This is a genomic window from Pantoea sp. RIT413 (genome assembly GCF_003057675.2).
GTDB lineage: Bacteria > Pseudomonadota > Gammaproteobacteria > Enterobacterales > Enterobacteriaceae > Pantoea > Pantoea eucrina.
In genome coordinates this window covers 1-22,998 of sequence record NZ_QBJB02000018.1, presented here as the reverse complement: position 1 = coordinate 22,998, position 22,998 = coordinate 1, and the positions used below count along the sequence as shown (strand labels likewise).

At 59.2% G+C, this 22,998-nt stretch carries 17 protein-coding genes and 1 tRNA gene; 10 read left to right on the top strand and 8 right to left on the bottom strand.

Translation table 11 applies throughout. The features are described 5' to 3' along the window. Positions 1–179 precede the first annotated feature (179 nt). The 6 genes from purU to glyA form a co-directional block, all read right to left on the bottom strand. Positions 180–1,040 (bottom strand): formyltetrahydrofolate deformylase, encoded by an 861-nt coding sequence (gene purU / locus DBY66_RS16220; RefSeq protein ID WP_039385228.1) that lies wholly within the window; start codon positions 1,038–1,040, stop codon positions 180–182. 62 nt (positions 1,041–1,102) lie between these two features. Continuing rightward, complete coding sequence (locus tag DBY66_RS16215) at positions 1,103–1,774, bottom strand: sarcosine oxidase subunit gamma family protein (protein WP_108569566.1); 672 nt, start codon at positions 1,772–1,774, stop codon at positions 1,103–1,105. Beyond that, a complete protein-coding gene (locus DBY66_RS16210; protein WP_108569567.1) occupies positions 1,767–4,787 on the bottom strand; it encodes a sarcosine oxidase subunit alpha in 3,021 nt (1,006 codons plus the stop codon). The genes DBY66_RS16215 and DBY66_RS16210 overlap by 8 nt, the downstream gene beginning before the upstream one ends. A gap of 12 nt (positions 4,788–4,799) precedes the next feature. Continuing rightward, positions 4,800–5,087, bottom strand: coding sequence for a sarcosine oxidase subunit delta (locus tag DBY66_RS16205; protein ID WP_108569568.1), 288 nt, complete (start codon positions 5,085–5,087; stop codon positions 4,800–4,802). An 11-nt stretch (positions 5,088–5,098) separates the two neighbouring features. Further along, entirely contained in the window at positions 5,099–6,352 is a 1,254-nt protein-coding gene (locus DBY66_RS16200; protein WP_039385222.1) for a sarcosine oxidase subunit beta family protein, read from the bottom strand. A gap of 85 nt (positions 6,353–6,437) precedes the next feature. After that, on the bottom strand, positions 6,438–7,703 hold the full coding sequence (gene glyA, locus DBY66_RS16195; RefSeq protein ID WP_104085149.1) for a serine hydroxymethyltransferase: 1,266 nt from the start codon (positions 7,701–7,703) through the stop codon (positions 6,438–6,440). A 308-nt stretch (positions 7,704–8,011) separates the two neighbouring features. Between glyA and DBY66_RS16190 the strand changes: the two genes are divergently transcribed. From DBY66_RS16190 to DBY66_RS16155, 8 genes are all read left to right on the top strand, one after another. Then, positions 8,012–9,388, top strand: coding sequence for an L-serine ammonia-lyase (locus DBY66_RS16190; RefSeq protein ID WP_039385216.1), 1,377 nt, complete (start codon positions 8,012–8,014; stop codon positions 9,386–9,388). Positions 9,389–9,723: 335 nt separating this feature from the next. Beyond that, entirely contained in the window at positions 9,724–10,872 is a 1,149-nt protein-coding gene (locus DBY66_RS16185) for a GlxA family transcriptional regulator (protein ID WP_039385214.1), read from the top strand. A gap of 214 nt (positions 10,873–11,086) precedes the next feature. Next, a complete protein-coding gene (locus DBY66_RS16180; protein ID WP_039385212.1) occupies positions 11,087–12,064 on the top strand; it encodes a dipeptidase in 978 nt (325 codons plus the stop codon). A 37-nt stretch (positions 12,065–12,101) separates the two neighbouring features. Continuing rightward, entirely contained in the window at positions 12,102–12,629 is a 528-nt protein-coding gene (locus DBY66_RS16175; RefSeq protein WP_108569569.1) for a DUF5943 domain-containing protein, read from the top strand. A gap of 91 nt (positions 12,630–12,720) precedes the next feature. Continuing rightward, positions 12,721–14,784 (top strand): dimethylglycine demethylation protein DgcA, encoded by a 2,064-nt coding sequence (gene dgcA, locus DBY66_RS16170; RefSeq protein ID WP_108569570.1) that lies wholly within the window; start codon positions 12,721–12,723, stop codon positions 14,782–14,784. 87 nt (positions 14,785–14,871) lie between these two features. Beyond that, positions 14,872–16,830, top strand: coding sequence for a (Fe-S)-binding protein (locus tag DBY66_RS16165; RefSeq protein ID WP_108569571.1), 1,959 nt, complete (start codon positions 14,872–14,874; stop codon positions 16,828–16,830). Beyond that, entirely contained in the window at positions 16,830–18,068 is a 1,239-nt protein-coding gene (locus DBY66_RS16160; RefSeq protein WP_104085147.1) for an electron transfer flavoprotein subunit alpha/FixB family protein, read from the top strand. The genes DBY66_RS16165 and DBY66_RS16160 overlap by 1 nt, the downstream gene beginning before the upstream one ends. Beyond that, positions 18,058–18,849, top strand: coding sequence for an electron transfer flavoprotein subunit beta (locus DBY66_RS16155; protein ID WP_104085146.1), 792 nt, complete (start codon positions 18,058–18,060; stop codon positions 18,847–18,849). Before DBY66_RS16160 ends, DBY66_RS16155 begins: the two co-directional genes overlap by 11 nt. A 68-nt stretch (positions 18,850–18,917) precedes the next feature. On the opposite strand, the gene DBY66_RS16150 is transcribed toward DBY66_RS16155, so the two are convergent. After that, positions 18,918–20,183: an aromatic ring-hydroxylating dioxygenase subunit alpha gene (locus tag DBY66_RS16150; RefSeq protein WP_094111323.1), complete on the bottom strand. Its 1,266-nt coding sequence runs from the start codon at positions 20,181–20,183 to the stop codon at positions 18,918–18,920. A 359-nt stretch (positions 20,184–20,542) separates the two neighbouring features. Between DBY66_RS16150 and DBY66_RS16145 the strand changes: the two genes are divergently transcribed. Next, positions 20,543–21,670, top strand: coding sequence for a hybrid-cluster NAD(P)-dependent oxidoreductase (locus tag DBY66_RS16145; RefSeq protein WP_304598656.1), 1,128 nt, complete (start codon positions 20,543–20,545; stop codon positions 21,668–21,670). Positions 21,671–21,732: 62 nt separating this feature from the next. On the opposite strand, the gene DBY66_RS16140 is transcribed toward DBY66_RS16145, so the two are convergent. Continuing rightward, positions 21,733–21,808: transfer RNA gene (locus tag DBY66_RS16140), tRNA-Asn, on the bottom strand. 274 nt (positions 21,809–22,082) lie between these two features. Here DBY66_RS16140 and DBY66_RS16135 point away from each other — a divergent pair. Then, on the top strand, positions 22,083–22,940 hold the full coding sequence (locus DBY66_RS16135) for a glucose 1-dehydrogenase (RefSeq protein ID WP_071667965.1): 858 nt from the start codon (positions 22,083–22,085) through the stop codon (positions 22,938–22,940). Positions 22,941–22,998 lie beyond the last annotated feature (58 nt).

Here is a 22,998-nt window from a genome sequence, read left to right as displayed (position 1 = left end):
GATTTCCTCGCGACTTACGTGTTGTTGTTAAAAACCTGCCGCTGATGTCAGGACAGGTTCTGTTTTATTTAACGCTGAAGGTCGTGATCAATCCCTGATTACCCTGTTTTCCGAAAAAAGATAAAAACGTGCAGCCTGCTGGTGCATGTGCTGCACATTTATATTCAACACTGCACCGGCTAACTAAATACCACCGTGCGCTTGCCGCTTAAAAATACGCGTTTCTCAACGTGATAACGCACCGCGTTAAATAGCGTGACGCGTTCAATATCCTGGCCGCGGCTGATAAGATCGTCGGGATAGAGCGCGTGATCCACGCTCTGAATACCCTGCGTAATAATCGGTCCCTCATCCAGATCATTATTAACGTAGTGCGCCGTGGCACCGACCATTTTGACTCCTTTCTCCCACGCCTGATGATAAGGACGCGCGCCTTTAAATCCCGGCAGCAGAGAGTGATGAATATTAATGGCTTTACCGTCGAGCTTTTCACACATCCGCGGTGAAAGAACTTGCATGTAACGTGCCAGAACCACCAGGTCGATATTATATTGTTCCAGCAGAGCGAGAATCTGCGCTTCCTGTTCTGCGCGATTCGCATTATTTACCGGCAGGTGGTACCAGGGGATGCCGTGCCATTCCGCCAGGGAGCAGAGATCGGGATGGTTGGAAATAATCAGCGGCACATCAATAGATAATTGTCCGGTGCGATGCCGGAATAACAGATCGTTCAGGCAGTGATCAAATTTAGAGACCAGAATAGCCACGCGTTCACGATGCTGCGGCGGGGTAAGCTGCCACTGCATCTCAAACGGAGTGACGCGCGGCGTAAAATTATCGCGAAATATATCGGTACTGAAGTGCGCGGCTGGTGAGAAAGCGACGCGGATAAAAAAGTGGTGGCTGACGCGGTCGTCGAACGAATGGATCTCATTAATATAGTGACCCGATTCCGCCATAAACCGGGTCACGACATCCACCGTGCCTAATTTACTCGGGCAGCTGGCGGTAAAAATCCATGAATCGGGCAGCACGCTCATGGGCGACTCCTGATAATAAGGGAAAGGCGTGCCGGCGGAGAGAGAGCCGGCACGGCCGGATATTACGCGGTGATCTTCAGCCCATATTCGCGGCTGGCATCCCGCAGCCAGAGCCAGATGTACTCTGCAAAGCTGCGGCGGATCACCAGCTCCCAGCTTTCCGGACCGGTGCGGCGGATCAGCGCGCTGCTCTTCGCAAACACCGATCCGGCAACTTTGCCGACCGGAAACTGTGACGGATGCAGGTCAAGCACCGTGCTCTTTTTCAGTACATCGACCGCGTGTTTACCGGAGAGCGCCAGAATGGTCTGTCCGCCGCTGACGTTCACCACCGAAAAGTGACCAGTAATTTCAGCGCGCAGCGCTTTCTCCACCGGGAACAGCTGATCCATCGGCAGTACCACCAGCCACTCATCGGGGCTCAGCCAGCGCACGGAGATATCGCCATCTTCGGCGGAGGTCAGCGGCGCGGTGGGCAGCGGCAGGCCTAATACCGTCAGGCAGCCCTGCATAAAGCTCGCGCTGTTTTGCGAACCGCGCAGCACCAGATGCCCGCGCAGCGCCAGCTCACGCAGTTCAAGGCCCGCCTGCTGCGACTGGCTGGCAGTGACGTTACCGCGATCGGCATGGTGCAGCGGCGATTCAGCGCGTACCTGCGGCGCACTCTGGTTCATTACCGCGACCTGTCTGACGGCCTCTGCGGGTTTGGTTTCAGGTAAGAGGGTTTCAGACATGTTGACGTTCTCCTTTCGGATCGATAAAGACCGGGCTGCAGATTTCCGCTTCCACCACGCGGCCATCTGCCAGCGGATAAAACACGGTTTCGCCCATACGCTGCAGTCCGCCTTTGATAAAGCCCATTGCGATACTGCGGTTCAGATTGGCGCTCCAGTAGCTGGAGCTGACGTGGCCCAGCAGATCCATCGGCACCGGCTGCTGCGGATTGGCTACCGCCTGCGCGCCTTCCGGCAGGACCACCAGCGGATCGCGCGTTTTCAGGCCGACCAGCTGTTTACGCTGCTCGCGCACGCAGTCTGCCCGCGCCATACCGCGCTTGCCGATATAGCTGAACGGCTTTGAATCGGCGACGCACCAGCCCATATTGAGATCGTGCGGCGTCACCGAGCCATCCGTATCCTGACCGGCAATAATAAAACCTTTCTCCGCCCGCAGAATGTGCATGGTCTCCGTGCCGTACGGCGTCAGATCATATTTCGCGCCGTGCTCAAACAGCTTCTCCCAGACCGCAAGGCCGTAGTTTGCCTGCACGTTGATCTCAAACGAGAGCTCACCGGTAAACGAGATGCGGAAGATACGCGCCGGTACGCCAGCGACCGTGCCTTCCTGCCAGTCCATGAACTTAAAGGTCTCTTTATCCAGCGACACATCGCTGCAGAGTTCCGCCAGCAGGTTGCGGCTCTCCGGACCGGAAATGGTCATGGTCGCCCAGTGATCGGTTACGCTGGTGAAGAACACCTCCAGCTCCGGCCACTCGGTCTGGTGGTAGAGTTCCAGCCACTCCATAACGTGCGCCGCGCCGCCGGTGGTGGTGGTCATCAGAAAGTGGTTCTCTGCGAGACAGGAGGTTACGCCGTCATCAAACACCATGCCGCTTTCACCGCACATCAGGCCGTAGCGGCACTTGCCGACGCCGAGTTTAGCCCAGGCGTTGGTATAGACGCGGCTGATGAATTCGCGCGCATCTTTACCCTGAATATCAATTTTACCGAGGGTAGAGGCATCGAGGATGCCGACGCCACAGCGCACCGCGCGGCATTCGCGATCCAGCGACTGCTGCATGGTTTCACCCGGACGCGGGTAGTACCACGGGCGCTTCCACTGGCCGACATCTTCAAATTTCGCCCCCTGCTGCACGTGCCACTTATGCATCGCGGTAAAGCGTTTGGGATCGAACAGCTCGCCGCAGTTACGCCCCGCGATAGCGCCAAAAGCGATCGGGGTATAGTTCGGACGGAACACCGTGGTCCCGGTCTCGGGAATGGTTTTGCCCGTTACTTTGGCGGCAATCGCCATACCGTTGATGTTGCCGAGCTTTCCCTGATCGGTACCAAACCCCATCGCCGTATAGCGCTTGATATGCTCAATCGCCTCAAATCCTTCGCGCGTTGCCAGCGCAATGCCGGCCGCCGTGACATCATTCTGATAGTCGACAAACTGCTTTGGCGCGCGGCTGATCGGTTTGGTGTGCGGAATATGAAACAGCGCGGCGGGCGGATGCTCAATCCACTTTTTCACCTCGGGCAGAGCGACCTCAACCGGCGTCAGGCCGAGTTGCAGTACGGCATCCTGACCCGCTTTGATCCCTTCCTGCAGCACATTGTCGAGCGCGTAGCGGCCGTTGATGCCGCCCGCCGTCAGCTGCTGCTGCGCGGTCGGGCCGGGCAGAAAGCCAATCACTTCATTGTTCCAGACCGGACGGCTGCCGGTATGTCCGGCGAGGTGGATCACCGGGCTCCAGCCACCGGAGCTGGCGACGGTATCGCAGGAGAGGGTAAAGGGTTTGCCGGTGAGGGCGTCGCCTTTTTTATCGATGGCGGCAATGGTGACGCCGCTGACGCGCTTTTTACCCTGCACGTCGATCACCGCGCTGCCGCTGATCACCCGAATGCCGCGGCGGCGCACGGCGGCGGCCAGCTCGCCTTTGGTGGCGGCACGGGTATCCACTACGGCCACCACTTCGCGCCCGGCATCGGCCCAGTCCAGCGCGGTCTGATAGGCGCTGTCGTTCGTGGTCATCAGCACCAGCTGATTGCCGGGCACCACGCCGTAGCGGTTGATATAGACGGAGATGGCGGAGGGGATCATGCAGCCGGGCACATCGTTATGGCTGAAGACCAGCGGGCGCTCCTGCGCGCCGGTGGCAAGCACCACCCAGTGCGCCCGCACGCGGTGCATTCGCTGGCGTACCTGTCCGGCCGCCGCGCGGTCGCCGTGGTAATCGGTGCGGTTCTCATTAATGGTGAGGAAATTATGATCGTGATAGCCGTTCACCGTCGCGCGCATCAGCAGCGTCACTTCCGGCATGGTGGCCAGCTCAGCCACCACCTCAGCCACCCAGTCGGCGGCCGGCTTGCCCTCGATCAATTCGCGGCTGGCGAGCAGGTGTCCGCCCGGTTCGCTTTGCTCATCCGCGAGGATCACGCGTGCGCCGCTGCGGCCGGCGGTCAGCGCCGCCATCAGGCCCGCCGGACCGGCGCCCACGATCATCACATCGCAGTGCTGATTCATGGCATCGTAAATGTCAGGGTCTTTTTCGCGCGGCGCGCGTCCCAGCCCGGCGGCCTTACGGATAAATTTCTCGTAAGTCGGCCACATTGACTGCGGATACATAAAGGTTTTGTAGTAAAAGCCGGGCGGCATCACTTTGCCGCCGAGGTTACCCACCAGCCCCATCAGGTCAGATTCCACATTAGGCCAGCCGTTGGTGGCCGAGCAGACCAGGCCCTCATAGAGCGTCTGCTGCGTGGCGCGCACGTTGGGCACCTGCGTCGCCTCTGAGGCGCCCAGCTGCAGCACCGCATTAGGCTCTTCCGCGCCCGCGGCAACGATGCCGCGCGGGCGGCTGTATTTAAAACTGCGTCCGACAATATCGATACCGTTGGCGAGCAGGGCAGAGGCGACGGTATCGCCTTCGTAGCCCTGATACTGACGGCCGTTCCAGGTAAAGTTCAGCGTGGTGGAACGGTTGATTCTGCCGCCGGACGGCAGGCGATTTTTCTGGCTCATGCTCTGCGCTCCTTACCCTTGCTCGCCGGCTTCAGGCTGTTCATCGAGGGTGTATACCCGTTTGATCTCATACGTCTGTGTGTCACGCGTCAGGTTGAAAAACTTGCGGCAACCGGCGCTGTGCACCCAGAGTTCGTTATGCATGCCGCGCGGGTTTTTACGAAAGTAGAGAAAGGTTCCCCACTCCTCGTCGCTGCAGGCATCCGGACTGGCGGGCCGGGCGATATGCGCCTGACCGCGCGGATGAAACTCTTCTTCTTCGCGATACTCACCGCAGTGAGGACAGTAAATGTGCAGCATGCTAAAAGTCCTTAGTGGGCCACGCCCGCAGCGCCATGTTCGTCAACCAGAGCCCCGGTATAAAAGCGGGAGAGGGCAAAAGGTTCAGCGATTGGATGCGGCGTGCCGTGCGCCAGCTGGTGGGCAAACAGGTTGCCGGAGCCGGGGGTGCCTTTGAAGCCGCCGGTGCCCCAGCCGCAGTTGAAAAACAGATTGCGTACCGGGGTCGCTGAAAGAATGGGGCTGGCGTCAGGACAGGTATCGACAATGCCGCCCCACTGACGGTTCATGCGTACGCGGCTGGTGCAGGGGAAAAGCTCAACAATCGCCTGGATCGTGTGCTCAATCACGCTGTAGGAGCCGCGCTGACCATAACCGACCCAGCCATCGATGCCGGCGCCAATCACCAGATCGCCTTTATCAGACTGGCTCATGTAGCCGTGTACGTGGTTGGACATCACAACCGTATCGAGAAAGGGTTTAATCGGCTCGGAGACCAGCGCCTGCAGCGGATGCGACTCCACCGGCAGTTCAAAGCCCGCCATTTTCGCCATCACGCCGGAGTTGCCGGCGGTGACGCAGCCCACGCGATCGGCTTTGATCACGCCGTGGTTGCGGGTTTTTACGCCAGTGATCTTGCCGTCGCTGATCTCCATATCGATCACTTCACAGTTCTGGATCAGATCCACGCCCAGGCTGTCGGCGGCGCGGGCATAGCCCCAGGCCACCGCATCGTGGCGGGCGTTGCCGCCGCGGCGCTGCACCGAGGCGCCCAGCACCGGATAGCGCGCATCTTTACTGCAGTCGAGCGCCGGGATCTCGCGCTGCAGCTGGTCGCCATAGACCATTTCGTTATCGACGCCCTGTAGGCGGTTGGCGTTCGCCAGCCGCTCATTGGTGCGCAGATCCTGCAGCGTGTGGCAGGTGTGGTAGACGCCGCGCTGCGAGAACATCTGGTTGTAGTTCAGCTCCTGCGACAGGCCTTCCCACAGCTTCATGGAGTGCTCATAGAGCGCGGCGGACTCATCCCACAGGTAGTTGGAGCGGACGATGGTGGTGTTGCGGCAGATATTGCCGCCGCCGAGATGGCCCTTTTCCAGCACCGCCACATTGGTGATGCCGTGCTCCTTCGCCAGATAGTAAGCGGTGGCCAGACCGTGACCGCCGCCGCCGATAATAATCACGTCATAGCGTTTCTGCGGTGTCGGATTGCGCCAGACCTTCTGCCAGTTCTCATGAAAGCTCAGACTGTGTCTGAGCAGGCCAAATCCTGAATAGCGTTGCATGTTTATCTACTCCCGTAACGATACCGCGTGTGCGAATGGACAGAGGGTAAGACGGCGCCCCGCGGCAGGCCGGGGGCGTTCTGGCTTAGCGGTAAACCGGGAAATCTGCACACAGCGACAGCACCTGCTGCTTCACCTGCGCAATTTTCACTTCCAGCTGCTCCTCGTTGTGCATGACGTCGAGGATGTCTGCGATCCAGCCTGCCAGCGTGCGGCAGTTTTCCTCGCTAAAGCCGCGCGTGGTGATCACCGGTGCACCGATGCGCAGGCCGGAGGTCACAAACGGCGACTGCGGATCGCCCGGTACAGCATTTTTATTGACGGTGATATTGGCGCGGCCCAGCGCGGCGTCCGCCGCTTTGCCGGTCAGGCCCTGTTTGATCAGGCTCAGCAGAAACAGGTGGTTATCGGTACCGCCCGAGACCACATCGTACTGACGCGCAATAAAGACCTCCGCCATCGCCTGCGCATTTTTCACTACCTGGCGCTGATAGTTTGCGTAGTCAGGCTGCATCGCCTCTTTAAAGGCTACCGCTTTGGCGGCGATAACATGCATCAGCGGACCGCCCTGGCCGCCGGGGAATACGGCGGCATTCAGTTTCTTCTCCAGCTCCGGATTGGCTTTCGCCAGGATCAGACCGCCGCGCGGACCGCGCAGGGTTTTATGCGTGGTGGTGGTGACCACGTCAGCGAACGGCAGCGGATTAGGATAGATACCGGCGGCGACGAGGCCCGCGACGTGTGCCATATCGACAAACAGCCACGCGCCCGTTTTATCGGCGATAGCGCGAAAGCGCGCCCAGTCAACCACGCGTGAATAGGCGGAGAAGCCAGCCACAATCATTTTTGGCTTATGCTCCAGCGCCAGCGCTTCCACCTGGTCGTAGTCGATCTCGCCCGTTGCTTCGTTCAGGCCATACTGCACGGCGTGATAGATCTTGCCGGAGAAATTGACGTGTGCGCCGTGCGTCAGATGGCCGCCGTGCGCCAGACTCATGCCCAGCACAGTGTCACCCGGCTGGCACAGTGCCATATAAACCGCCGCGTTAGCCTGCGAGCCGGAGTGCGGCTGCACGTTGGCGTAATCGGCGCCGAACAGCGCACAGGCGCGTTCAATCGCCAGTTTCTCCACGATGTCGACATATTCGCAGCCGCCGTAGTAGCGTTTGGCCGGATAGCCCTCCGCATATTTATTGGTCAGTACCGTGCCCTGCGCCTGCATAACGCGCGGGCTGGTGTAGTTCTCTGAAGCGATAAGCTCAATGTGCTCTTCCTGACGCACTGCTTCCTGCTCTATCGCCTGCCACAGTTCACTGTCAAAGCTCTGAATGGTGTCGCTTTTCGCAAACATGCTCTCTCCTTGCCCGGATAATCGCGCGGCGCCTGCTCCGGAACTGAGCCATTCAGGGCAGCGATGAATTGAGTGTGAGTTGATAATACCCAGCGCCACTGCGGCCAGGATGTTTGGTAACGCCGGGGCTATGTCAATTTGCGACATAGGGCGCTACCCGCCACCGTGCGGCAGGGTAAGGCGGCTACGCCGGGCGGAAAATGGCGAGTTCACGGTGAAATGCGTCGTTCTCCGGCATCCATCGATTTTTTACGCCATCGATAATGCGGCAGGTAAACACTACATGGCCGTGAGCCCGGGAGAGCAGAATGAGTATTAGCGTCTTCGATTTATTTAAGGTCGGAATTGGCCCCTCCAGTTCGCACACCGTCGGGCCCATGCGCGCGGCGCAGCGCTTTGTTGAGCAGCTGAGCCAGAGTGCCAGGCGGCAGGCGCTCTGCCGCATTAAAATTGAACTGTTTGGCTCGCTGAGCGCAACCGGACGCGGGCACAGCACGGACAAAGCGGTGCTGCTCGGGCTGATGGGGGCCTCACCGGATACCATCGATCCGCACATCATTGACGCCACGGTACAGGCGATCTGTGAAACCGGTTCAGTGACGCTGCCGTGGGGGGAAAACATTGAATTTGACTGGCATCAGGATCTGCTGTTTGTGGATGACGTGCTCGCTTATCACCCGAACGCCATGCGGCTGAACGCCTATTTCCGCACCGGCGACAGCCTCTCGGTGGTCTATTACTCCATCGGCGGCGGCTTTGTGCTGGATGAAGAGGAGGCCACGGCCACTGCACATCTGGTGCCGCAGTGCACGCTGCCCTATGACTTTAACAGCGGAGCGGAGCTGCTGGCCCACTGCCGCGAAAAGGGGCTGCGTATCAGCGCGCTGATGCTGGAAAATGAAAAGGTATGGCGTGACGAAGCGGCGATCCGCAGCGGGCTGGCGCAGATCTGGCAGGTGATGCAGCAGTGTATCGCTAACGGGCTGGCCCAGGAGGGTATCCTGCCGGGCGGCCTGCAGGTGCGCCGCCGTGCGCCAGCGCTCTATCAGTCTCTGCGCCGCGCCTCAGCGGAGAATGTCATCAGCTCGACGCTCTCCGCTATGGACTGGATCAATCTCTATGCGCTGGCGGTCAATGAAGAGAATGCCGCGGGCGGGCGGATGGTGACGGCACCGACCAACGGCGCCGCCGGAATTGTCCCGGCCGTGCTGATGTACTACATGCAGTTTGAACCCCGCGCGCGCGAAGAGGATGTGGTGGACTTTCTGCTGGCGGCGGCCGCGGTCGGGGCGCTGTGCAAAAAGAATGCGTCTATATCCGGCGCTGAGGTGGGCTGTCAGGGCGAGGTCGGCTCCGCCTGTGCCATGGCGGCGGCTGGCCTCACGGACGTGCTGGGCGGCACGCCGGAACAGGTTGAGAACGCGGCGGAAATTGCGCTGGAACACAATCTTGGCCTGACCTGCGATCCGGTGGGCGGGCTGGTGCAGGTGCCCTGTATTGAACGCAACGCGATTGCGGCAATGAAAGCGATTAATGCCGCGCAGATGGCGCTGCGCGGCGATGGTCAGCACTTTATTTCGCTGGATAAAGTGATCCGTACCATGCGCGATACCGGCCGCGATATGCAGGATAAATATAAAGAGACGTCGAAAGGGGGTCTGGCAGTCAACGCGATTGAATGTTAATTCTGTGTAACTAATTGGTTACGACAGCTTATGCGGATCGCCATACGGACAGGCAGTGGACAGTGATGTAAAAGAGTGCAAAATGCGCTGACTTAACCAAAACGGGTCAGCGTCTGCACTGTTTTGAGGCTAAAGCGAGCAGTTCGTGCAGCAATGATCAAATCTGTGAAGCTGAACAAACATTTGTTTCGCTTATGTTAACTGTGTGTCATTTTCCGCAGGGCCATCCTGGTGACGAATGGCATGTCTGTTGCTTACTCTATAGGTGATGGAAAGCGATTGGGGGAGATGCCCCCGGGTAATGTTTCTGTTTAGCCTAATAGAGGTCAGCGCACATGTTCGACACAGACGCAATTTTGAAAAGTCCCTCTACTGATATTAAAAAGCGCAGCGTAGGCTTTTTACTGGTCAATAATTTCACCATGATGGCTCTGGCAACCGCAGTTGAACCTTTACGCATGGCGAACCAGCTAAGCGGCAAGGAACTGTATAGCTGGTGTACCGTCAGTGAAGAGGGTGCGCCCGTTGTGGCAAGTGATGGTATTTCAATTACGCCCGATCATTCGATGGCTAACGTGGCAGCACTGGATGTGCTGATCGTGGTCGGGGGTGTCAACATTACCCGCAGTTATACCAGCCGTCAGGTGAGCTGGCTGCAGAGCATGGCGCGCCGCAAAATCCTGATTGGCGGCATCTGTACCGGACCCTATCTGCTGGCGGAAGCCGGGCTGCTGGATGGGTATCACTGCAGCGCGCACTGGGAGTGCATTGCGTCCATGCAGGAGGCGTACCCCAAAGTCATCTGTACCAACCAGCTGTTTGTGATTGAGCACGATCGCATGACCAGCAGCGGCGGCACCGTGCCGATGGATATGATGCTGACCATGATCCAGCGCCACTTTGGCCACCAGCTCACCGCCGGCATTTCAGAGATGTTTATCTGCGACCGCGTACGCAATGAATCAGACTATCAGCGTATCCCGCTGCGTCACGTGCTCGGCACGGCGCAGCCAAGCCTGGTGGAGGCAGTATCGCTGATGGAGGCCAACATTGAGGAGGCGATCGATCTGGATGAGCTGGCAGGTTACGTCGGCCTGTCGCGCCGTCAGCTGGAGCGGCTGTTTCAGAAATACCTGCGCTGCTCGCCCTCACGTTACTATCTGAAGCTGCGGCTGTTCCGCGCCCGCCAGCTGCTGAAGCAGACCTCCATGTCGATTATTGAAATCGCCCTGGCGTGCGGCTTTGTCTCTACGCCGCACTTCAGCAAATGCTATCGCGAACATCTTGGCGTGCCGCCGCGCGAAGAGCGGCGGGGCGTACACAGTCAGGGAGGCGGCAAGACGCTGACGCAGTTCTTTATGGCGGAAATGCCCGGCCTGACAAACTGGCAGCAGGAGAGCACGGTATCCGCCTCTCTGCGCATCCTGAATGAGGCGCGCTTTGAGCCAACTTTTGGCTCAGTGGCACTGTCAACGGATCTCTGACGCCACCCGCCACCTGTGATGCGTGCCGGCTGAAAACGCTGCCTTCAGGGCAGCTTTTTTATGTCCGCTCATCGGTTTAAACCATCCGTTCACTTTCCGGGGCTGCGCCAGCTGTCAGGCAAGTGACGTTTTCAGAACAATTCATCCGCAGCGTAAACCCTATTCTGTTTTCATTCGGCCGCACCCGGTTATGAATCAAACCAGAGAGGAAGATATGAACGCTACTGAATTGCACGATTCTGCGATTGTCATCGATGGGCTGGTAATTGCGAAATGGGACAGAGAGCTGTTTGAGGATATGCGCCGCGGCGGGCTGACGGCTGCCAACTGCACGGTCTCCGTCTGGGAAGGGTTTCAGGGCACGGTTAATAATATCGTGGAAATGAATAACCTGATTGCGCAGAACGCCGATCTGGTCACCAAAGTAACCAACACCCGCGATATCCGGCGCGCCAAAGATGAAGGCAAAACCGGCATCCTGATGGGCTTCCAGAACGCGCACGCGTTTGAAGATCAGCTGGGCTACATTCAGGTGTTCAAAGAGCTGGGCGTGGGCGTGGTGCAGATGGCCTATAACACGCAGAATCTGGTCGGCACCGGCTGCTATGAGCGTGATGGCGGCCTCTCCGGTTATGGTCATGAAGTCGTGGCGGAGATGAACCGCGTCGGCATGCTGTGCGACCTTTCGCACGTGGGCGCGCAGACCTCAAAAGAGGTGATCCTCGCGTCGAAAAAACCGGTCTGTTACTCCCACTGCCTTCCCTCTGGCCTGAAAGATCACCCGCGTAATAAATCTGATGAAGAGCTGAAATTTATTGCGGACCACGGCGGATTTGTGGGCGTCACCATGTTTACCCCGTTCCTGAAAAATGGCATTCACTCCACGATTGAAGATTACGTGGAAGCGATCGACTACATCTTCAACCTGGTGGGTGAAGATCAGATCGGCATCGGCACCGACTTCACGCAGGGCCACGGTCAGGCATTTTTCGAGTGGCTGACGCACGACAAGGGCTACGCCCGCCAGCTCACCGACTTCGGCAAAATCATCAACCCGGAAGGCATTCGCACGCTGGGTGAATTCCCGAACTTAACGGCTGCACTGCTGCGCCACGGCTTTACCGAGAAGCAGGTGCGCAAATTTATGGGCGAGAACTGGCTCAACCTGCTGGCAAATGTCTGGCACGAGTGATCGTCTGGCCTGTTCACACCACTAAGCGAGGTAAACCATGGCACATGCGCCTGAAATGCCCATCAGCGTCGATGATGAAACCGGCGTCTGGACCACCGATGCGTTACCGATGTTGTACGTACCCCGGCACTTCTTCGTGAACAACCATATGGGCATTGAAGAGGAGATTGGCGCTGAACGCTACGCCGCCATTCTCTACAAAGCGGGCTATAAATCAGCCTGGCACTGGTGCGAAAAAGAGGCTGCGCTGCACGGCCTCTCCGGTGACGCCGTATTTGAGCACTACATGAAGCGTCTTTCTCAGCGCGGCTGGGGCTTCTTTTCCACCGAAGCGCTCGATCTGAAACAGGGCACGGCGCGGGTCCGGCTCGATCACTCTGCGTTCGTCTATCAGTACGGCAAGGTCAACCGCAAGGTGGACTACATGTTTACCGGCTGGTTTGCCGGCGCGATGGATCAGATTGCGCAGAGCCTCGGCTACAGCGTGAAAACCCGGGCGGTGCAGACGCAGAGCGCGGCCGAAGAGGGATGTGATTACGGCATTTTTACCGTTTCGCCAGTATAAAACCGGGTACGCAGCGCCGGCTGCGTACCCCGCACAACAACTGAACCGCAGGCTGGCGGGCCGGATATCAGAACGGAATTAAGGTGAAGCTATGTCACAGTTTGATCTGCTGTTTGAGCCATTGAAGATAAATAAACTGACTATCCGCAACCGTATTGTCAGCACCGCCCACGCCGAGGTGTATGCCACTGACGGCGGGATGACCAGCGATCGCTATGTGCGCTATTACGAAGAGAAAGCCAAAGGCGGCTGCGGGCTCTGTATCTGCGGCGGCTCAAGCGTGGTATCGATCGACAGTCCCCAGAGCTGGTGGAGTTCGGTTAACCTGAGTACCGACCGGATTATTCCCCACTTTCAGAATCTCGCCGATGCCGTGCACCAGCACGGCGGCAAAATCATGATCCAGATCTCCCACATGGGGCGACGCTCGCGCTGGGATGGAGAGAACTGGCCCAACCTGATGTCACCCTCCGGCATCCGTGAGCCGGTGCACCGCGCCACCTGCAAAACCATTGAGGAAGAGGAGATCTGGCGCGTTATCGGCGACTTCGCCAAAGCGGCGCAGCGCGCCAAAGCGGGTGGCCTCGACGGCGTGGAGCTCTCCGCCGTGCATCAGCATATGATCGATCAGTTCTGGTCACCGCGCGTCAATAAGCGCACCGATGCGTGGGGCGGCAGTTTTGAAAAGCGGATGCGCTTTGGCATTGAGGTGCTGAAAGCGGTGCGTGACGCGGTCGGCCCCGATTTTGTCGTCGGCATGCGCATCACCGGTGATGAGTTCCATCCCGACGGGCTCAGCCATGAAGATATGCGGCAGATCGCCGCCTACTACGATAAAACCGGCATGGTCGATTATTTTGGCGTGGTCGGCTCCGGCTGCGACACCCATAACACGCTGGCGAACGTTATTCCGAATATGAGCTATCCGCCTGAGCCGTTTCTGCATCTGGCGGCGGGTATCAAAGAGGTGGTCACGGTGCCGGTGATCCACGCGCAGAATATTAAAGATCCCAACCAGGCGCAGCGTATCCTCGAAGCGGGCTACGTCGATTTTGTCGGGATGACGCGCGCGCATATCGCCGATCCGCACCTGATCGCCAAGATCAAAATGAATCAGGTCGATCAGATCCGCCAGTGCGTCGGCGCCAACTACTGCATAGACCGGCAATATATGGGGCTGGATGTGCTGTGCATTCAGAACGCGGCCACCTCGCGCGAATATATGGGCCTGCCGCATATCATCACCAAAACCGAAGGGCCGGTGCGCAATGTCGTGGTGATTGGCGGCGGACCGGGCGGGCTGGAGGCAGCGCGCGTGGCGGCAGAGCGCGGGCATAAGGTCACGCTGCTTGAGCGCGCCAGCGAGCTGGGCGGGCAGGTTACGATTGCGGCAAAAGCGCCGCAGCGCGATCAGATGGCCGGTATCACGCGCTGGCTGGCGATGGAGATTGAGCGCCTCGGCGTGAAGGTGCTGACTAATACCACGGCGGATATGGCGATGATCCGCGATCTCACCCCCGACGTCTGCATCCTGGCTACCGGCGGAGAGCCCTTCCTGGAGCAGAACCCGGAGTGGGGGGCGGCGGAAGGGCTGGTGGTCTCCAGCTGGGACGTGCTGAACGGCGTGGTGGAGCCCGGCAAAAACGTGCTGGTGTATGACTCTATCTGTGAATTTTCCGGGATGTCCGTCTCCGATTTCCTCGCCGCGCGCGGTGCGCTGGTGGAGCTGGTAACCGGCGATATCAAACCCGGCGTGGGCATTGGCGGCACCACCTTCCCGACCTACTATCGCAGTCTGTATGAAAAAGCGGTGGTGATGACCTCCGATCTGGCGCTGGAGAAGGTCTATCGCGAAGGCGAGAAGCTGGTGGCGGTGCTGGAAAATGAATACACCGGGCAGAAAGAGGAGCGGGTGGTGGATCAGATTGTGGTGGAAAACGGCACCCGTCCTAATGAGGAGCTCTACTACGCGCTGAAAGCGGAATCGCGCAACAAGGGGCAGATTGACGTGGAAGCGCTGTTTGATATCCGGCCACAGCCGGTGCTGGCGCAGGCGGGCAGCGGCATGATCCTGTGGCGGCTCGGCGACTGCGTCTCGCAGCGTAACGTTCACGCCGCGATCTACGACGCGCTGCGCCTCTGCAAGGACCTGTAGCTTCGCCGTCGCTGACGTAAAGCGTGCGGTATCCGGAAGCGGTACCGCACGCCGCATCTAACAGAAATTGTCTGGAAAGGGCACATCATGGTACTTGATCGGATACTCCCCTGGTTACTTCTTGGCGCGGTGATTCTGGCCATCGTGGGTATGGTCAGGCGCGTCCTGCTCTGGCGGCGCGGACAACCGGAACAGGTTGCGCTGCTGAGCGGCCTGATGGCGATGCCCCGCCGCTATCTGGTTGACCTGCATCACGTGGTGGCGCGTGATAAATATATGTCGCGCAGCCATGTGGCCACCGCCGGCGGCTTTGTGCTGTCGATGCTGCTGATCCTCGTGGTCCATCTGGCGGGCGTCAGCGGCACGCTGGTGGATGGCGTGCTGGCGGGCGCGCTGCTGGTGATGTTCAGCGGCGCGCTGTTTATCTGGTATCGCCGTCGCAATCCGCCAGCCCGTCTTTCACGCGGGCCGTGGATGCGGCTGCCAAAGAGCCTGCTGGTCTTTGCGGCGACGTTCTTTATCACCACGCTGCCGGTCTCCGAGCTGTTTGGTGAAGCGGGGCGCTGGGTGATGGCGGCACTGCTGCTGGCAGGCATCTGCTGGGGTCTGGGCGAGATGGTATTTGGCATGGCGTGGGGCGGGCCGATGAAACATGCGTTCGCCGGTGCGCTGCATCTTGCCTTTCATCGTCGTCCTGCCCGCTTTGGCGGCGGCCGATCCGTGGGCCTGAAGCCGGTGGATCTGGCTGCCCCAACGCTCGGCGTTGAAAAACCGGCCGATTTCAAATGGAACCAGCTGCTGGGCTTTGACGCCTGCGTGCAGTGCGGCAAGTGTGAAGCGATGTGCCCGGCGTTTGCGGCGGGTCAGCCGCTCAATCCCAAAAAGCTGATTCAGGATATGGTCATCGGGATGGCGGGCGGCAGCGACGCGCGCTTTGCCGGCAGCCCCTATCCGGGCGTGCCGGTGGGCGAAGCGTGCGGCGCGCCGCATCAGCCGATTGTCGGAGGGCTGATCAAAGAAGAGACGCTCTGGTCCTGTACCACCTGCCGCGCCTGCGTGGAGGAGTGTCCGATGATGATTGAGCATGTCGACGCAATTGTGGACATGCGCCGCTTTATGACGCTGGAGAAGGGGCAGACGCCCGGCAAAGGCGCGGAGGTGCTGGATAACCTCAGCCAGACGGATAATCCTGGCGGCTTTAATCCGCGCAGCCGCACGCACTGGTCAGCCGATCAGAACCTGCCGCTGATGCGGGATGTCGGGCAGGCCGACGTGCTGTTCTGGGTCTCCGACGGAGCGTTTGATATGCGCAGCCAGCGTATTCTGCGCGCGTTTGTCAAAGTGCTCAGGGCCGCCGGCGTGAATTTTGCGGTGCTGGGCGATGAGGAGCTCGATAGCGGAGACGTGGCACGACGCCTGGGCGATGACGCCACGTTTCAGCGGCTGGCGCGCAGCAATATCGCCACGCTGCAAAAATATCGCTTCAACCGCATCGTGACCACCGATCCGCACGCCTTTCACTGCCTGAAAAATGAGTATCCCGATTTCTACCCGGCAGACACGCAGCCTGACTATGAGGTGCTGCATCACACCACCTTCATTAATGAGCTGGTTAAGGCGCAGCTGCTGGATCTGAAAGATTACAAAGGCGGCAGCGTGACCTGGCACGATCCCTGCTACCTTGGCCGCTACAACGGTGAATATGCATCACCGCGTGAACTGCTGGCGGAGCTGGGGATCAAACTCAGCGAAATGGACCGCTCCGGTTTCCGCTCACGCTGCTGCGGCGGCGGCGGCGGCGCGCCGATTACGGATATTCCGGGGGAGCGGCGCATCGCTGACATGCGGATGGAGGATGCAAAACAGACCGGCGCAGAGCTGATTGCCGTTGGCTGCCAGCAGTGTACCGCGATGCTGGAAGGTGTCGTCGGGCCGCGTCCGGAGGTCAAAGATATCGCTGAACTGGTGGCGGAAGCCCTCAGCGAACCGAAAAAACCGCTGCCGGCGAAGCTGCGCGAGCGCCAAATTGCTGTGGAGGTGATCTGATGGAAACCCCTGTACGCCGCGATCCGCGTCTTGAGTGGATTGCCCGCAACCGGCTGCATCCGCAGCATGCAGAGCTGATGCAGCCGGTGCAGGAGAGCCGCGGCCCGTCCGGGCTGCTGCGTAAAAATCCGCACGCCGTCGGCTTTACCGGACCCAACGGACTGAAGCGCATCGATCGCGAGAACGTTAACGCGTTTTCCCAGCTCTCCGGCCGGCGCAGCGCCGGCACGCCGCACGTCGCTGAGCTGCCGCTGCACCGCGTGGCGCAGCCGGATTACTGCGTGGCGGCGGTGCTGGATATGACCGGCGGCCGCCTGACCAGCCACGATCGCGACGTGCTGGGGCAGGCGCACCAGCTGGTGCGTGATGCTGGCGGTGCAGGCGTGGTCGTGGCCGTGGTATTTGGTGAGCATCGTGAAGAGAGCTTTGCCACCGCGGGCGCTGACCGGCTGCTCCACTTCAGCGGCGAACGCTATGAGGGTTACAGCCCGGAGCAGCGCATCCATGCGCTGATGGCGGCAGAAAACGAACTGGCACCGCGCTTCTGGCTGTTTCCGGACAGTGTTGCCGGAGGCTTTGAGCTGGGCTGTCGCTTTGCCGCACGCTGCGGGGAGCGACCCGCCACGCAGGTGTGGCGCATAGAGGGCGACAGCTGTATCAGCCGGGCGGCGGGCGGCAGCGCCGATATTACGCGTCCGGTTGCGCGCGTCATGCTGCTGACCGCAGAGTGCGCCGATCCGGTGGATGAGACCCGCCATGAAGCGCTGCCGGTGAGCGTCGGGCTGCGAAGCATTGGCGCTGCGCGCATTACCGACTGCGGACTGATGCCGGTCGATCCGGCAGCGGTGCCGCTGGGCGAGGCGGAGTTTATTTTGTCTGCCGGTAACGGCGTCAGCGACTGGGCGCAGTTTCACGCTACCGCAGAGAGTCTGGGAGCGACCGAAGGCGCCAGCCGCGTGGCCGTGGATAATGGCCATATGCCGCGTTTCCGGCAGGTGGGTGCTACCGGCACCTGGGTGACGGCGCGGGTCTATCTGGCGGTGGGCATCTCCGGCGCGGTGCAGCATCTGCAGGGGATTGCGCAGTGCGACCGGGTGATCGCCATTAATACCGATCCCGGCTGCGATATGGTCAGCCGCGCGTCGCTGAGCGTGATTGGCGACAGCGATGCGATCCTGGCTGAACTGGCGCGTCTGGCGCGCGCCTGGCGTAATAAGGAGCTTAACCATGCAGCATAAAGCACACCACAGCGGCTGCCGCATTACGGCGCTGATATCCGTCGGACTCCATCCCGAGTCGGGCAGGGCACGCCGCGCCGGGCAGGATGCGCGTGCGGTAGAGATGGGGCTGGCGCTGGCTTCCGGCGATCTGGAGCTTCTTCACGCCGGCGATCCGCACAACGCGGCGCTGCGCAGCTATGCGGGCATGGGCGTTGAGACGCTGCGCGTGCTGCCGATGACGGAGCAGGGCGATGCGGTGGCGGTGCTGAGTCACTATCTTAAGCAGGATCACCCGGATGTGATCCTCACCGGCGGCCGGGCGGAGCGCGGCGAGTCATCCGGTATGCTGCCTTTTCTGCTGGCAGAAGCGCTGGAGATCCCGGTTGTGGTCGGCGTGGCGGAGATTGTCAGCCTGAACGGCACCGATGCTGAAGTGCTGCAGGCGCTGCCGCGCGGTCAGCGGCGTCTGCTGCGTGTGGCGCTGCCGTTTATCGCCAGCGTGGACATGGCCGCCGCCGCGCCGCGCCAGAGCGCGTTTGGCCCGGCAAACCGGGCAGAGATCACCACCGCTGCGGGTGTGGACGTGCCGGATACAGCGATGGCAGCCTGGGAGATAGCGCCGGCGCGTAAGCGGCCGAAGCGCCTGAAAAAAGTAAAAGCGAAAACGGCGGCGGATCGCTTTAAAGCGGCCACGGCGAAGTCACAGAATGAAGGTGGCAAAGTGCTGCAGAATAAACCGGTGAATGAGATGGCGCAGGCGGTCTTTGATCTGCTGCTGGAGGAGGGCGTGATCCGCTAGCTGCGTGCCTGAACGATAAAAAACCCGGCTGGCGGTTAACGACGCCAGCCGGGTTTTCTGTTATCAGGTCAGCCTTTTACGTTTTTAAGCACGGTTTCACTGTACCAGTCGATAAAATTAATCACGCCAAACTCATAGGTTTCTGAATAGGGGCCTGGCTGATAGCCAATGGAGTTGATGCCGCGCTGATTCTCTTCGCCCAGAACGCGATCCTGCTCGTTGGTGGCGTCCCAGACGGTGCGCAGACGCTCCGGATCGTAATCGATACCGGCCACCGCGTCTTTATGCACAAACCATTTTGTCGTTACCATCGTCTCCTGCGCGGAGATTGGCAGCACGCGGAACACGATAAAGTGATCGCTTTGCATATGGTTCCACGAGTTGGGCAGGTGCAGAATACGCATCGATCCCTGATAGTGGCTGGTAAAACGGCCCAGCAGCCGGGTGCAGCCCTCACGACCATCAATGGTCATGACTTTGGTGCCCTCTTTCAGCGGCATACGCACAATCCGGTTGCGCAGACCAAAGCTCTGATGGCGATGCGGAATACCCTGCTCATCCCACAGCGCCGCCTGCTTGTTGTAGTAGTCATGGAAACTCTGCGGCGCGCGCGGATCGTTGGTGTCATCCCACTCCAGCAGGCTGTTCAGCAGTTCCGGATGGCTGCCGGCGCAGTGGTAGCACTCGCGGTTATTCTCCAGCACCAGTTTCCAGTTGGCTTTTTCATACATATGGGACTCTGCCGCCAGCTTGGTGTTGTCCACATCATAGGGTTCCATATACTCCGCCAGCGTGGCCAGAAACTCATCGAAGTCAGACTCCGGCGGCGTCTCTGCGAGGCAGATAAAGATAAACCCGCCGGCGGTTTTACAGTGCGCTTTTTTCAGGCCGTGCTGCTTCATGTCAAATGACTGATTCATCTCTGAACCGGCGAAGAGCAGGTTGCCCTTTAAATCGTACGTCCACTGGTGGTAGGGACAGACCAGATTGGCCACCTTGCCGCGCTCCTTTGAGCAGAGGCGCGAGCCGCGATGGCGACAGGTGTTGTGAAACGCGTTGATGTTGCCCTCTGCATCGCGCAGAACCAGCACCGGGTTCTGTCCGACCTCAAGCGTAAAGTAGTCACCCTTTTTCGGGATTTCGCTGCTCATGCCGGCAAACAGCCACTCTTTCTGAAACACCTCCTCCATATCAATGCGAAACAGAGTCGGGTCATTATAGAGCGCCTGCGGCAGCGAATAGTTGGGCTGGCGTTTTTCGAGCAGATCCTGCATGCGGTCGCTCGCATCGACAAGGCTTGTACAGGTGATATTCAGCAGATCGTTGTGGCTCATAATGTTGCTCTTCTCGCGCAGTTGAAAAGGGAGTGGTTCGCGCCCGACAGGCGCAGCCGGATATCAACAAAACCGGACTTCCGCGTTACCGGAAGCCCATAAGATCGCTACGGATTACAGACATGCTGCACCGGTCCGGCGCCCGTCAATGTTCTGCCAGCGACATAAATCCCCTCTATTAAAGACGCGCGTGCAGAATTTCCTGCGGATGTGGTTTTTTCAGGCATTTCCGTGTCGCGCATAACTAAATGCTGTGGCGGGGTTACACGGAGAATCGCAGTTTCTGGCTCAAAAGCCTGTGGTTATCCATGCGTCGATACAGGCAATTGATCACTCCAATCCTGACGGGAATGAAATGTATGACAGAGAGAAATATCACGGTACTGAATACCAATGCTTTTGAGCCTGTCACCACGCAGACCTGGACCAATGGCCGTCATGCGGTGCGGTGCGTTAAGGTCATACAGGAAACCTGGGACGTGAAAACCTTCTGCTTTATGGCGGAGCAGCCGGTGATGTTCTTCTTTAAGCCGGGGCAGTTTGTCACGCTGGAGCTGATGATTGAGGAGCAGACCGTGTTTCGCTCCTACACCATCTCCAGCTCTCCCTCGGTGCCGTATAGCTTTTCGATCACGGTAAAACAGGTGCCGGGCGGCGTGGTATCTAACTGGCTGCACGCGAATATGCGCGAAGGCATGGATCTGGCGGTGCACGGCCCGGTAGGGCAGTTTAACTGCATCGATTATCCCGGCGATAAGGCGCTGTTTCTCTCCGGCGGCGTTGGCATTACGCCGATGATGTCGATGGCGCGCTGGTATTTTGACACTAACGCTGATGTAGACATGGTGTTTGTGCACAGCGCCCGCACGCCGGAAGATATTATTTTCCGCCGCGATCTGGAGAATATGACGGCGCGTATTCCTAACTTCAAACTGAGCATCATCTGCGAACGCTATGAATCAGGACAATACTGGGCAGGCTTTCGCGGCTTTCTGAACCACGCCATGCTGCAGATGATCGCGCCTGATTTTATGAAGCGGGAGATCTTCTGCTGCGGACCGACGCCCTATATGCGCGCGGTGAAAGCGATTCTGGAAAACGTCGGCTACGATATGGCGCACTACCATGAAGAGTCGTTTGGTGCCACGCCGGAGGTGGTACAGGAGCAGGTGGTGCAGGAGGCGGAAGAGGCGGCCGAACTGGCCGACGCACTCTGCAGTTCCGAGCTGCTGACCGTGGCGTTTACGCAGAGTGATAAGAGCGTAAAAATTGCGCCGGGTGAAACCGTTCACGCCGCCGCTGCCAAGCTGGGCCTGCATATCCCGAAAGCGTGCGGCATGGGGATCTGCGGCACCTGCAAGGTGAAGTGCCTGGAAGGTGAGGTTGAGATGAACCACAACGGCGGCATTACCGACGAGGATGCCGAAGAGGGCTATATCCTCTCCTGCTGCAGCGTGCCGAAAGGCAATGTGGTCGTGGAATTCTGACCCGCCGCGCACCGCCGGAAAGCAAAAAGCCAGATGTCAGCTGACATCTGGCTTTTTTAATCTGGCTCCTCTGACTGGACTCGAACCAGTGACATACGGATTAACAGTCCGCCGTTCTACCGACTGAACTACAGAGGAATTGTGTTTCGGCGCGCATAATAATCAACTCTCCGGCGGCTGTCAAAACGTGATTTAGCGCCTGCCGGTTGTTTGCTGCTTCCTGCAGCAACCTGCTGATTTTGTCAGCATCTGCCGCTGCCTGACACCCTGCGAAAAGGCCGTTTTTTGCAGAAATAGACTTATCTCTCAAGCCGTTACGCTTATCACTCCGCCTTGCATTCTGGTTATGGCTGCTACACTTGATGCTGTTCACCTGAGCCAGATTACCCCTTCGCTGAAAAAGGAGCGCGTTATGACCGATCGTCCAGAAAATCCGCAGCAGGCGCAGCAGCAGCAGTGGCCCGGCAGCTTTCGCGAGATGCAGCCGGTGCCCGATCACGGCGAAACCAGCTATCAGGGCAGCGGCCGGCTGAAAGGCAAAACCGCGATTATCACCGGCGGCGACTCCGGTATTGGCCGCGCAGTGGCCATCGCTTACGCCCGTGAAGGCGCCGACGTGGTCATCTCCTACCTGGATGAACACGAAGATGCAAAAGATACCGCGCAGCTGGTGGAAGCTGCCGGGCAGCAGGCGCTGCTGATCGCCGGTGATATTATGCAGGCGGAACACTGCCGCAGCATCGTGGCGCAGACGGCGGACCGTTTTGGCAAAATTGATATTGTGGTCAACAACGCCGCTTTCCAGATGACGCGCGACTCGCTGGATGAGATTGATGATGATGAGTTTGACCGCACGATGAAAACCAATCTCTATGCGATGTTCTACATCTGTAAAGCCGCGGTACCGCATATGCCAGCCGGCAGCTCCATTATTAACACCGCGTCAGTCAACGCCGATCAGCCAAAACCAAAACTGATTGCCTACTCGGCCACCAAAGCCGCCATCATTAACTTTTCCGGCAGCCTTGCCGCGCTGCTGGCGGATAAGGGCATTCGTGCCAACGCGGTCGCACCGGGACCTATCTGGACGCCGCTGATCCCGGCCACTATGCCGCCGCAGCAGGTCGAAAGTTTTGGCAGCCAGGTGCCGCTGCAGCGTATGGGGCAGCCCGCTGAGCTGGCCTCTTCTTATGTCATGCTGGCCAGCGACGAAGCCAGCTATATCTCAGGGGCAACCATTGCCGTAACCGGCGGGGTAGCGGTGATTTAACGCCGGCGCAGACAGCAAAAAGCCCGCTCAGGTTTCCCTGAGCGGGCTTTTCTAATTC